This window comes from Devosia sp. (assembly GCF_039927955.1).
In the GTDB taxonomy this organism is placed as follows: domain Bacteria; phylum Pseudomonadota; class Alphaproteobacteria; order Rhizobiales; family Devosiaceae; genus Devosia.
The window spans coordinates 36,816-49,444 of the sequence record NZ_JBDSUA010000003.1; the positions used below are offsets into that span (position 1 = coordinate 36,816).

At 62.0% G+C, this 12,629-nt stretch carries 10 protein-coding genes; 5 read left to right on the top strand and 5 right to left on the bottom strand.

Annotated features, from left to right (window positions below; all coding sequences use genetic code 11):
- Position 1: 1 nt before the first annotated feature.
- Entirely contained in the window at positions 2–1,633 is a 1,632-nt protein-coding gene (fliF, locus tag ABIT12_RS01120; protein WP_348044510.1) for a flagellar basal-body MS-ring/collar protein FliF, read from the bottom strand.
- Positions 1,634–1,710: 77 nt separating this feature from the next.
- On the opposite strand from fliF, the gene ABIT12_RS01125 reads away from it, so the two are divergent.
- Positions 1,711–2,418, top strand: a complete 708-nt coding sequence (locus ABIT12_RS01125) for a glutathione S-transferase family protein (protein ID WP_348044512.1) — start codon at positions 1,711–1,713, stop codon at positions 2,416–2,418.
- A gap of 293 nt (positions 2,419–2,711) precedes the next feature.
- Here the strand turns inward: ABIT12_RS01125 and ABIT12_RS01130 are convergent, their stop codons facing one another.
- The 3 genes from ABIT12_RS01130 to ABIT12_RS01140 form a co-directional block, all read right to left on the bottom strand.
- A complete protein-coding gene (locus ABIT12_RS01130) occupies positions 2,712–2,990 on the bottom strand; it encodes a DUF1153 domain-containing protein (RefSeq protein WP_192658665.1) in 279 nt (92 codons plus the stop codon).
- Between the two features lie 226 nt (positions 2,991–3,216).
- The gene (locus ABIT12_RS01135) at positions 3,217–3,897 is read right to left on the bottom strand and encodes a flagellar hook assembly protein FlgD (protein ID WP_348044514.1); all 681 of its coding nucleotides are present in this window, start codon (positions 3,895–3,897) and stop codon (positions 3,217–3,219) included.
- Positions 3,898–3,906: 9 nt separating this feature from the next.
- Complete coding sequence (locus tag ABIT12_RS01140) at positions 3,907–5,538, bottom strand: flagellar hook-length control protein FliK (protein WP_348044516.1); 1,632 nt, start codon at positions 5,536–5,538, stop codon at positions 3,907–3,909.
- Between the two features lie 265 nt (positions 5,539–5,803).
- On the opposite strand from ABIT12_RS01140, the gene mnmA reads away from it, so the two are divergent.
- Together mnmA and ABIT12_RS01150 are read left to right on the top strand one after the other, a co-directional pair.
- Complete coding sequence (gene mnmA, locus ABIT12_RS01145) at positions 5,804–6,955, top strand: tRNA 2-thiouridine(34) synthase MnmA (RefSeq protein ID WP_348044518.1); 1,152 nt, start codon at positions 5,804–5,806, stop codon at positions 6,953–6,955.
- A gap of 457 nt (positions 6,956–7,412) precedes the next feature.
- Complete coding sequence (locus ABIT12_RS01150) at positions 7,413–9,242, top strand: ABC transporter ATP-binding protein (protein WP_348044520.1); 1,830 nt, start codon at positions 7,413–7,415, stop codon at positions 9,240–9,242.
- Between the two features lie 37 nt (positions 9,243–9,279).
- Here the strand turns inward: ABIT12_RS01150 and ABIT12_RS01155 are convergent, their stop codons facing one another.
- Positions 9,280–9,465: a hypothetical protein gene (locus ABIT12_RS01155; protein ID WP_348044522.1), complete on the bottom strand. Its 186-nt coding sequence runs from the start codon at positions 9,463–9,465 to the stop codon at positions 9,280–9,282.
- 161 nt (positions 9,466–9,626) lie between these two features.
- Between ABIT12_RS01155 and ABIT12_RS01160 the strand changes: the two genes are divergently transcribed.
- A complete protein-coding gene (locus ABIT12_RS01160) occupies positions 9,627–10,172 on the top strand; it encodes a sigma-70 family RNA polymerase sigma factor (RefSeq protein WP_348044524.1) in 546 nt (181 codons plus the stop codon).
- An 8-nt stretch (positions 10,173–10,180) separates the two neighbouring features.
- On the top strand, positions 10,181–12,304 hold the full coding sequence (locus ABIT12_RS01165) for a VWA domain-containing protein (protein WP_348044526.1): 2,124 nt from the start codon (positions 10,181–10,183) through the stop codon (positions 12,302–12,304).
- The last annotated feature ends 325 nt before the right edge of the window (positions 12,305–12,629 follow it).

Genomic DNA, 12,629 nt, shown 5'->3' on the forward strand with positions numbered 1-12,629 from the left:
GTTACGCCGCGCTACCCAGCCAGTCGCGCACGATAAGCGCGGCCTGTTTGGGATTTTCTTCAACAAGGGTGCCGACGGTCTTGAGCGTCTGCAATTGGGCTTCGCCCATGGATTTGGCACTGGCCACCCAGGCCGGTGTTTTATCGCGGGGCGACGCCGGCGCTTCATCGGCGATCAATTGGCCATCGGCCGACATCATGGCGTGATTGCCGACAGTGGCGCCCGAAGCCAGCGCCAGCGCCTTGGTTTCGGGCGACAGCACGCGCTTGAGCAGCGGGCGGACGACGAACAGGATCAGTGCCAAAGCGATCAGCAGGGTGACGGCCATTTCGGCGGCGTTCATCAGATCGTCGCGGGTGAAATCGAACAGGCTGGAGCCGGGTGCTGCCGGCAAAGCCAAGTCTGGACGGGCGGCGAACTGCAGATTGACCACCTGCACGGTATCGCCACGGGCCTGCGAGAAGCCGGCGGCCGACTGGACCAGTGTCTGCAACTGGGCGATCTCCGCAGTGGTGCGCGGGGCGTAAGTCAGCGTACCCTTGCCGTCATCGGCATAGGTGCCATCAACGACCACGGCGACCGACAGGCGCTTGATGGCGCCCGCTTCGGTGGTGGCGACCTGGGTGGTCTTGGAGATTTCGTAGTTGGTGACTTCCTGGGAGCCCTTGCTCTGGTCGCCACCGGCTGCGGTGGAGCCAGCGGCAGAAGCGCCGGGCAACTCGTTGGCGACGGTGACCTGGCCGTTGTCGGCACTGGCAATGCTCTGGTTGTCGCTGACCTGGGTGGAGCGGACGACCTGCCCATCGGGATCGAACTTTTCCGAAGTGGTGGTGGAGCGGTTGTAGTCGATCTCGGCCGAGACTTCGACGCGGGCGCGGCCGGGTCCGACCACATTGGCCAGCATTTCTTCGAGGCGGGTGCGCATACGGGTTTCGTAGCCGATGGTGCGTTCGTCTTCTTCGCCCGAGATAGCGCCATCGGCGCCGTCGCCGCCGCCAGCGGCCAGCAGGGTGCCGGTATCGTCAACGATGGAGACCATCGAGGGGGTCAGGCCTTCGATGGCCGAGGCCACCAGATGCTGGATGGCGCGAATTTCGCCGGTTGACAGATCGCCGCGCACGCCGACGACGATGGAGGCCGAGGGCGGCTGGGTGGTGCGGCTGAACAATTGCCGCTCGGGCAGGACCAGATGCACGCGAGCGCTCTTGATGCGGGCCAGCGAGGTGATGGTGCGCGACAACTCGCCTTCCAGCGCGCGGACATTGTTGATGTTCTGCACGAAGCTGGTGGCGCCCAGCGTATTCTGCTGATCGAAGATTTCATAGCCAACCTGGCCCTTGGTGGGCAGGCCCGAACCGGCAAGGTTCATCCGCAATGTCGTGATCTGGTCACGCGGAACCATGATGGTGTCGCCGTCGCCGCGCACTTCGAACGGCACGTTCTGGGTCTGCAACTCGGTGACGATGGCCTGGGAGTCTTCCAGCGAGAGGCCGGTGTAGAGCGGGGACATGGTGGGCGTGGACGCACGCATCACCAGAAAGGCGAAGAATCCCAGCATGAGAATGGCCACCGTGCCCATGGCAGCGACGCGTGGAAGACCTAACCGATTGAGAAACTGGGCTATATTGTTCACGCCGGCACTCGATCCTCACACGGCAGCGGCGCAATCGAACCGATTTGCGGAGCCGTTAGGCAAAAATTACCTAGTGGATGGTAAACATTGTCTTAATTCCTGGCCGCAGATTGCAAATTGCGGCAGAAAATGCCGGTCAACGTGAGCAAAGGGTGAACAGGATGCTGAGAATTCTCGGGCGGGACACGTCCATCAACGTCCGCAAGGTGTTGTGGGCCGCGGGCGAGCTGGGTCTGGCCTATGAAAATGAGGTCTGGGGCCTGCCGCTGCGTGATCCGAAGGTGCCCGAATTCCTCGCCTTGAACCCGAACGGGCAGGTACCGGTGATCGTGGACGATGGGTTCGTGCTGTGGGAGAGCAATGCCATCTTGCTGTATCTGAGCGAAAAGCACGGGCAGGGTGGGCTTTGGCCCACAGACCCGCAGGTGCGCGCGCTGGCACTGCAATGGCTGGGCTGGCAGGCGTCCGAGCTTAACCCGCCATGGGGTTATGCGGTACGGGCGCTGATCCGCAAGGAGGCGGGGTTTGACGATCCGGCCAAGGTCGCCGATTCCGTGGCGAAGTGGACTGACAAGATGGCATTGCTTGAAGCGCATCTGGCCAAAGGCGGTTCCTTTGTTGCCGGAGAGCAGTTCAGCTTTGCCGATATCGCCCTGGCGCTGTCGCTGCACCGGTGGTTTGAGTTGCCTTATCAACGCCAGGCGATGCCGGCGGCAGAAGCGTATTACCAGGGGCTGCGGGGTCGGGCGGCCGGGGCGCAGTGGATGACGGCGCGGACGCCTTAGGGGTGGCGCCACGGCCGGTGGTATATGCGGAGGCATACCCCAGCCCTGCTCGATGGACGGACTTAGCTAGAGCTAAGCCCTATCTCGCTTCCCTCCTCACAAGTGGGGGGTGACCCCGACTGATGGCTTTGCTTCTTGCCGAGAGATCGCAGTCGATACCCCCTTGTGGAAAGGGATCAAGGGTGGGGGTGATGACCGAGAGGTTCGGTGGCCAAGCGTGTGTATAGACCAAACAGCAAAACCCGCCCAGTGACCCGGGCGGGTTTTGAAATCTCTGGGCTGGCGGTTAAGCCTTAGCCTTCTCGATAGTGCTGGATCCAGGTGGTGCGCAAACCGGCAAGACCGTGCTTGTCGATGGCAGCCTGCCAGTTGAGGAACTCGTCGACGCTTAATGTGTAGCGGGCGCAGGCCTCTTCGAGGCTGAGCAACCCGCCGCGCACGGCGGCAACGACTTCCGCTTTTCTGCGGATGACCCACCGCCGAGTATTCTTCGGGGGGAGGTCTGCGATCGTGAGCGGACTTCCGTCCGGTCCGATTACGTACTTAACGCGAGGGCGCATCTGTACGGTCATTTTACTCTCTACTCAACCTGACCATATGATCACAGAGTAGGGTAATGGCCTTAAAATTGCCCTAAGGGGAAACTTACAACAGGTTAAGAATGCCCAGTGATTTCAAGACACTGGCGCAGGCTGTTGATTCAGTTCTGAACACTGAAAAACTTGGTGGATTCGCCATAAACAAGGGCCGCCGGGCATTGCCGGCGGCCCTTATCACAGTGGCGTGACCCGTTTCGGGTCAGGTTGCGGGCGTGGATGCCGGAATCTTGACGCTGGTTACGGTGGAGAGTTTGATCTTGCTCTGCCCAACGGTCAGGACTGGCTCGGTGCCGGAGAAGTCCACGGCGGTCACCACGCCGGTGGTTGCGGTGGTGACACTGACGCTGCTGCCGGACAGATCCTTGCCATCGATGGTGATGGTATAGACGCCATCTGGCTTGGTCTCTCCGTCCGAGCCCTTGCCATCCCACAGGAAGTTGCCGGGGCCCTGGGCGAGCGAGCCCTTTTCGGAATAGACCACGTTGCCAGTGGCATCCTTGATGGTGACCACGGCGTTCGAAGCCTGGGCGGCGGCGTTATAGGCCCAGGTCGCGCCACCATTCTTGAGTTCGGCCTGCGTGCCGGCAGCATTGATTTCCTTGCCGATGAACGAGACCGCATCGGTGTTTCTGGAGGCCTGGCTGGAATTTAGCAGCGCCTCGAGAAAAGTATTGGTCTTGAGCTGCTGCTCGACGCCGCTGAATTCAACCAGTTGCTGGGTGAAAGCATTGGTGTCCATGGGGTCCAGCGGGCTCTGGTTTTTCAGCTGGGTGGTGAGGATGCTGAGGAACGTGTCGAAATTTCCGGCCAGCGTCGAGCCGGAGCCGCTGATTGTCGAGTTTTTGGTTGTGCTGGTATTGGATACGCCACTGACGGCCATGAGAGCCTCCTACGCAAAAATGTTGACGCCGCTGGCCGAAAGATTGCCGCGGTAAAGGTTGATGGCCGGCATTGGCGTTTCCTCGGCAGGCGAGGTTTCGCCAAGCTGCGGAAAGCTGTCGCGGCCCTGGTTCTGCTGATTGTCCTGCCCGGAATTGTTCTGGCGCAGGGAGAATTCGAGGGTGGTCTTGGACCCATCGAGCCCGGCCTGCTGCAAGGCCTGCTGCAAGGCGCGCTGATCGCGCTGCATGAGGTCCAGCGTTTCGGATTTCTCCACCACCATGCGGGCATTGACCGTGCCGGTCTTGTCGATATCGAGGTGAACGTCGATCTGACCCAGTTCAGCCGGATCGAGCCGGATCTGGAAGCGCGAATTGCCGTGCTGGGACTGGCGCACCATCTCAAAGGCGATCTGGGGGATGTTGAGCTGCTGCTGGCTGGTCTGGTAAACCGTGGACGCAGCTTTTGCTGCGGCCGGAGCCTCGACCCTGGTCGCGGGCTGGGGGCCAACCGCATTGGTGCTCGAATTATCGCCGGCCAGGTCGGCCTTGCCGGCGACGGCGGCGGCAATGCCCTTGGTCTCGGATTTCTTGCTGTCCTTTTCCTTGCCGTCTGAAGGGGCGGTATCGGTCGAAGGGGTTACCTTCGCGCTGGCCGTTGTGGTCAATGCCGCCTTCGGATCAGCGGGCGCATCGGCAGAAGTCGTGGCGGTCTTGGGTTCCGCGGTGGTCTTGCTGGTGATGGACGATGCCGGCAGTTCAAGTGCGGGCGTTGCCAGAGCCGGTGCTGCCGCCGATGCGGTGGTGCTGGTGCTGGTGCTGGTGGTTGTGGCGGGGGCCTTGCCATCGATCAATGTAGCAATCGCGGTCTTCAGCGTCGGGTCAATGCTGGGCGCGTCGGCGTTGAGGCCGAGCTTGTTGAGCGTTTCGGCGGGAACGGTGCCATTGGCCAGCGTCTGGGCGAACTGGGCCAGTTTGGTCGCGACCTGCTGGGGCAGCGCGGTATTGGCGGTGTCCGTGGCGGCGCCGGAATTTGCCAGGTTTACGGCCAGGCTTGCCAGCTTCTGATTGAGCTTGAGTTCGGCGCTCGCATCGTTCGGCAACTGCGTGCTGGCAAGTTTGAGCATGTCGTCAAACGATGGTGCCGCATCGGAGGGTACGCCGAGCGCCTGGCTCAAGGCATCGAGCTGCTTGTTCAGCTTGTCGAGCAGTTCGGGTGCCGGAGCCTGACCATTATTCAGCGCGGTATTGAGTTCGCTCAGCGACTGGATCAGGTCGGCGGCTGGCTGCTGGGCGGACAACGGCAGCGCCGCCACAACCTGCTGGACGACGACGGTCGATGGATCGACGGTGGTATCGGTCGCGGGCTTGTCAGTGGCGGTATCGTCGGTGCCGGCATCGAGCGACAGGCCGATCAGGCCGGCCAGGTTGATATCGACATTGGTCTGGCTGGTCTGGCTGGTCTGGGTGGTTTCCGTGGTGCCTGCGGGGGGCGTATCGGTGCCGCCGCCGAGCATGGACGCAAACAGGCCGGCGATGCCCTGGATGGCATCGGCGGCGGGCTGGGACTGTGCCTGGCCGAGGGCCTTGGTCACATTGGCGCCGGTGCTGGACGTGTAGCTGACTGAAAGGTGCGACGCCACGGAGAGCTGCCTCTTGTACAAATAATCCAAGCCACACGATGCAAGCCGCTTGCCAAGTTGATGGCCGCAGAAATATTCTTTATTTTGCAATGGTTTGGCCGACCTGGCGGAATCAGCGCGGGAGGAGGATGGGCTCGAAACGGCAGGATTTGTCCCTCGGGGCGGCAAAAGCTGCCGGGTGGGCCGGTTCTTGATCCCGGCGGCGGAGTGGCGTAAAAGCCGGGGCTTCCGCTGGCCCTTGAACCCACCCGGATGAGAGATAAAAATGTTGAACTCGCTTGATTTCCCCAAGCGCCCGGAAGACACGCGCATTGTTGTCGCGATGTCTGGCGGCGTTGACTCTTCGGTGGTTGCCGGCCTGCTTGCCCGCCAGGGCTATGAGGTGATCGGCGTTACCCTGCAGCTTTACGATCATGGCGAAGCGACGCACCGCAAGGGCGCGTGCTGTGCCGGCCAGGACATCCACGATGCGCGCCGGGTGGCTGCAACGCTGACTATTCCGCATTACGTGCTGGACTATGAGCAGCGCTTCAAGAATGCGGTGATCGCGCCCTTTGCCAATGCCTATCAGCAGGGCGAAACGCCGGTGCCGTGCATTGCCTGCAACCAGTCGGTCAAGTTCGTCGACCTGATGGCGGTGGCACGCGATCTGGGCGCCGATGCGCTGGCGACTGGGCATTATGTGCAGTCCAAGCGGGGCGGGGATGGGCGGCGGCAGTTGTTCCGTCCGGTCGATGCCGAGCGCGACCAGACCTATTTCCTGTTCGCGACAACGCAGGAACAGCTTGAGTTTTTGCGCTTTCCGCTCGGCGGCATGGGCAAGGCCGAGGTGCGTGAACTGGCGCGCGAGATGGGGCTGGAGATCGCTGAAAAGCACGATAGCCAGGACATCTGCTTCGTGCCGCAGGGCAAGTATGCCGACATCATCCGCAAGATGCATCCCGAAGCGGTGGCGACGGGCGAGATCGTGCATCTGGATGGGCGCGTGCTGGGCACCCATGAGGGGATCGTCAATTACACCATCGGGCAGCGCAAGGGCCTGGGGATTGCAGCGGCGGAACCGCTTTATGTGATCAAGCTGGAACACAAGACCGGTCGGGTGATCGTGGGGCCGCGCGAGGCGCTCAAGACCCATACCGTGCGGCTGCGCGATGTAAACTGGCTGGGCGCGCGGGCGCTGGCCGAGTTCACGGCGGGCAATGGCGCACCGATGGAGGTCAAGGTGCGCTCAACGCGCGGGCCACAGCCAGCCGTGGTGCAAATGCGCGATGAGCAGGTTTACGTGACGCTGACGGCGGGCGAATACGGCATTTCGCCGGGGCAGGCCTGCGTGTTTTACGCCGATGACAGCAGCACATCCGAAGTGCTGGGCGGCGGATTTATCGCCGAGGCGGTGCCGCAGGTGTTTGCGGCTTGATGCAATAACTGCGTCCCGACTCTATCCGTCTCCCTCCCCCTTGTGGGGAGGGGACAGGGGTGGGGGTCCTACTGGCAGCCCGGGTATGTGGAGGCATACCCCCCACCCTGCTCGACGACGGACTTAGCAAGCTAAGTCCTATCTCGCTTCCCTCCCCACAAGGGGGAGGGTGACGACTGCTGCCCCGGTTCCAACACAGATCGCACCTCAACTCGATGTGGATGACAGGGCGGTGAGGCCATCGGGCAACACACGGTGGCGGATTGGTAGCAAGGGGTGGTCGCCCTGCGAAATATTGGTTAAAAGCGCTTATTCGATTGGCCAGCATTGGCCGATATGAGGAGATAATTTTGATGAGAAAATTCGGCACTAAAACTTCGCTCTAAAGCGCAGTGCCGAATTTCGGGCTGAGCTTTGGATCGCCCATCAAATTTGATCTTGCCCCCGGAGGGCGCTCATGTCTCGTCGCTTTGCAAGCCTCGTCAATCCATTTCAATTTACCGATAGCACCACGCCGCCCGAAAACCTGTGGCGGTTTCTGGTCGAACAATTGTGGCCATTCCGTTTTGTCATTCTGGGCAGCCTGTCGCTGACCGTGGTCGGCGCCGCCATCGAGGTGTGGCTGATCGGCTATACCAGCACGCTGGTGGACCTGTTGGCTTCGACCCGACCCGACCAGCTCTGGGCAACTCATGGCACGCAACTGGTGGCGGCGGGGCTGTTTGTGCTGATCGCGCGGCCATTGGCCGGCTACGTGCGCGAAGCGCTGGACGATATAGCCTTCCGGCCCAATGCGGTGACCATGGTGCGCTGGCGGGCGCACAGGCATGTGCTGCGCCAATCGGTAGGATGGTTTCGCAGTGACCTGTCGGGCCGGATTGCCTCGCAGGTGATGGATCTGGGCGCAGCGGCAACCGGCGTGGCTTATTCGGTGATCCACACGCTGGCCTTCGTTTCGATCTACATTGCCGGATCGGTGTGGCTGATTGCCAGCATTGATGTGCGGCTGCTGGTGCCGCTGCTGTTGTGGATTGCCTGCTATGGCGGGTTGATGGCCTATGCGGTACCGCGCCTGGTGCGCCAGTCGGCCAAGCTGCAGGCGGGTTATTCCGGCGTTTCGGGCCTGCTGGTCGATAGTTACGGCAATATCGACACCATCAAGCTGTTCGGCAACGCAGCCAGCGAAGACCGCGAGAGCCAGCAGCGCTTTGCCCAATTGCGCGAAGCATTTATTGCCGTGCAGACCACCGAAGTGACCATCAATGCCGGCATGCTGTTTTTGAGCAGCCTGCTGCTGGTGGGATTGACCGGTTTCGGGGTGGCGTTGTGGCAGGGCGGCGGCGCGCCGCTGGGGCTGGTGGCTGCGGCTTTGGCGCTGAGCTTTCGGATCACCGGCATGGCCGAGTGGATGCTCGATGCGGTGTCCTCGCTGTTTGCCCTTTCAGGTTCGGCGCGACAGTCGCTGAAGACGGTGGCGCAGGATCTGGAGGTCGCTGACGCAGCGCATGCCGGGCCGCTGGAGTTTGCCGGGGGTGGCATCTCGTTCAGCGATGTCAGGCATCATTACGGACGAGACGATGGTGGATTGAACGGGGTGACGCTGACGATCGCTCCGGGCGAAAAGGTGGCGCTGGTCGGGCGGTCGGGGGCCGGCAAATCGACGCTGGTCAATCTGTTGCTGCGGTTCTTCGATGCCGAAAGTGGCGTCATCGCCATTGATGGACAAAATATTGCCAGCGTGACGCAGGAGAGCCTGCGTCTCCATATCAGCATGATCACGCAGGATGCGGCGCTGCTGCATCGCTCGGTGCGGGACAATATCGGCTACGGCGCGACCGGCATCGATCACGCGGCCATCGCGGCGGCAGCCGACAAGGCCGAGGCCAGCGGCTTCATTGCGCAATTGCAGGATGCCGAGGGCCGGCGTGGCTATGACGCTCATGTCGGGGAGCGGGGCGTAAAGCTTTCCGGCGGGCAGCGGCAACGGGTGGCACTGGCGCGGGCGATCTTCAAGAATGCGCCGATCATGGTGCTGGACGAGGCGACTTCGGCGCTGGATTCCGAGGTGGAAGCGACAATCCTTGATGGGCTTTATGGGGTGATGGAGGGCAAGACCGTGATCGCCATTGCCCATCGGTTGTCGACGATTGCCCGGATGGATCGGATCGTGGTGCTGGATCAAGGCCAGATCGTCGAGGCCGGTACGCACGAAGCGTTGCTTGAGCAGGGCGGGATCTATGCCGGGCTGTGGGCGCGGCAGTCCGGTGGGTTTCTGGCGGAGGATTAGGATAGCACGGAGCCTGGATCTATGGTCCTCCGCCGGTCTAATTGGTAGCCGGCGCTGCTGCAGCGGCGTCCTTGGCGGCCTGGGCGCCTTCCTTGAGGTGTTGATAGGAATTGAGGCCACCCAGCGTGGCCGACAGGATCAGGGCCGCGGCAAGGACGACGAAGAACACGATGATGATCCGTGGTCCGGTCAGCTTGAACGGGCTTAGCTTGGGTTCGTCCATTGGGTCCGCCTCTTGTTGCTGGCCAGATAATCGCTTGGCGCGGCGATGTCACGCCTTACGGAAAAATTTGATGCCGGCACCCAAGGACTGGCGTCGGGTCGGCGTCTTAGCCATAGAGTGATGCAGGCAAGGCATCGAGTACAGGACAATTGACGCCGCAATTGGTCGCAGCATCGCCGGAGGAGTCAGCCGCGCAGGTTCGCGCGCTGGTGGCGCTTGCGCAAAAAGGCGACGGGCCGGCGTTCGGCGAACTGGTCAACCTGCATTATGACCTGATCTTTCGCACCGCCTATAAATGGTGCGGCCACCGGGCCGATGCCGAGGATGTGGCGCAGGATGTTTGTGTGAAGCTGGCTGGGGCGATCCGCAGCTTTGATGGCCGTTCGGCGTTTTCGAGCTGGCTCTATCGGATCACGCTCAATGCGGTGCGCGACATGCAGCGGGCGCGGGGCCGGCGTGGCAGGCAGGTGGATGCACTGGCGCTGGTCACTCCGCAGGACCTCCCAGCCGAACAGGAAGACGCGGCGACCGCCGGGCAGCTCTGGGCCAAAGTGCGTGAACTGCCCGATCAACAACGCGATGCAGTGTTGCTGATTTATGCCGAGGATATGAGCCACGCGGCGGCGGCAGACATCATGGGGTGCAAGGAGGCGACTGTGTCCTGGCACATACACGAAGCGAAAAAGACCCTGAGGGGGCTTTTATGAGTAATGAGATGAACGACGACGACTTTGCAGCCTTGCGCCGGATCGAGGTGCCAGAGCCGAGCGCTGCGGCGCGGCAGCGGGCGTTTGCGGCCAGCATGACAGCGTTTGAAGCGGCCAAAACCAGTGATGTAAAAAAATCTGCGCCCGCCACCCAAGGAAGTGGCTGGGGCGCGCGTCTCAAATCCATCGTCTCTCAAATGAAGGGTCAATGGATCATGGATACGCGTATTCCTCTTGGTACTGCCGTCGTCGCCTTGCTGCTGCTGCCGCTGGGTTACCAGCTGTATTCGACCACCGCGATGACGCGGCCGGATCTCAAGCAGGTGGTGGTGCCACCGGTGACGCCACCGCAGCAACAGGTTGAAGTTGCCGCGCCGAAAGAAGCGGCCAAGACCGACGATGGCGTGTCCAAGCCGGCGCCGGTGACACCTCAGCAGGCCCAGGCAAAGGATGTGTCGGGCGCCGTGGCGCAGCAACCCGTTGTCGCCCCGGAGCCCAGGCCGGAACTGGCCTTGGGCCGCGAAGCGGCGCCGGTGGATGCTTTGGCGGATCAGGTGGCGGGCAATGCAGCCACTGCCGCGGCGCCCAGCGCCGATCTGCGGATGCAGGCGCCGGCTGGCGGGATAATGATGGAAAGCGATAGCTTTGCGGCACCCGCCCCGATGCCGTCGATGACCGTTGCGCCGACAGCGACCATGCCGAGCGGCGATGAGTTTGCCCATTTCGAGGAATCCCCGCTCAAGGTGGTGGCGACCGATCCGGTCTCGACCTTCTCGATCGATGTCGATACCGCGTCCTATTCCTATGTGCGGCGGATGCTGGAGGACGGGTATGTGCCCGAGCCCGATGCGGTGCGACTCGAAGAAATGATCAATTACTTCCCCTACAATTATGCCGGGCCAGACAGCGCCGGAGCGCCGTTCAAGGCCAGCATGGGGGTGATTCCGACGCCGTGGAACCCGAAGACGCAACTGCTCGAAATCGGCATCAAGGGCTACGTGCCGCCGGTGAGCGAGGATAAGGCGTCGAACCTGGTATTTTTGATCGACACCTCTGGGTCGATGGATGAGCCGGACAAGTTGCCGCTGCTGAAACGGGCGTTTGCGCTGCTGGTGGATCAACTTTCGGGCAATGATACGGTGTCGATCGTGGTCTATGCCGGTTCCGCCGGCGTGGTGCTGGAGCCGACCAAGGCGACCGACAAGACGAAGATTCTGGCGGCGCTGGATAATCTTTCCGCCGGGGGCAGCACCGCTGGCGCCGAGGGCATTGATCTGGCCTATCAACTGGCCGAGCAGCACAAGGTTGATGGCGGCATCAACCGGGTAATTTTGGCCACCGATGGTGATTTCAATGTCGGCATCGACGATCCGGCGGATTTGACCACCTTCATCAAATCCAAGCGCGACGAGGGCATTTCGCTTTCGGTGCTCGGTTTTGGCCGTGGCAATCTCGATGACGCGACGATGCAGGCGCTGGCGCAGAACGGCAATGGCAATGCCAGCTACATTTCGAGCTTCAAGGAAGCCCAGAAAGTGCTGGTGGCCGAGGGCGGCTCGACGCTGCAAACCATCGCGCAGGATGTGAAGCTGCAGGTGGAGTTCAATCCGGCTGTGGTGTCGGAATACCGGCTGGTTGGTTATGAAACCCGCGCGCTCAACCGCGAGGATTTCAACAATGACGCGGTGGATGCCGGGGACATTGGCGCCGGACACACGGTGACGGCCATCTATGAGATTACCCCGGTCGGCGCCGGTCTGGTCGATCCGCTGCGCTATGGCAGCAAGCCGGTAACCGATCCGGGTGCGGCGGTGGCAACGACCGATGCTGGGAGTCAGGAAATCGCGTTCCTCAAGATGCGTTACAAGCTGCCCAACGAGAAGGTCAGCCAGTTGATCGAGCAGCCAGTAACTCCAAGCGTGGTCTATGCCGATGCGGCCAAGGCATCGGATGACATGCGGTTCGCCGCTGCCGTCGCCGCCTTCGGGCAGAAGCTCAAGGGCTCCAACTACGGCGATATGAGCTGGGAGGCGATCAAGGCCCTTGCCCAGGGCGCCCGCGGCACGGACGAAAGCGGTTATCGCGCCGAATTCGTGCAGTTGATCGATACGGCCAAGCTGCTGAAGCCGTAGGGGCGATCCCTCCTGTCCGCCGGACGACTCCGGAGTGGCGGGGAGGGGATTGCGGAGCCGTGATCGGGGCTCCCCCCACCCCTGTCCCCTCCCCATCAAGGGGGAGGGAGACGATGAACACCGGCATTTCAGCCTGTGTTTCCCTCCCCTTGATGGGGAGGGATTAAGGGGGGTGGGGCCAAGTGAGCAGAATCAGAGATCAAAAAAGCTGCGCTTAAGGAGGCTCAGACCGGGTCTGCGGCGTGGCAAGGTAGTGGGTCGAGGCGGTTAGCGCTCCGGCCCATTTGCTCGCCTAAGGGTTTCGGGCTAGAGACGGACAAAGTCG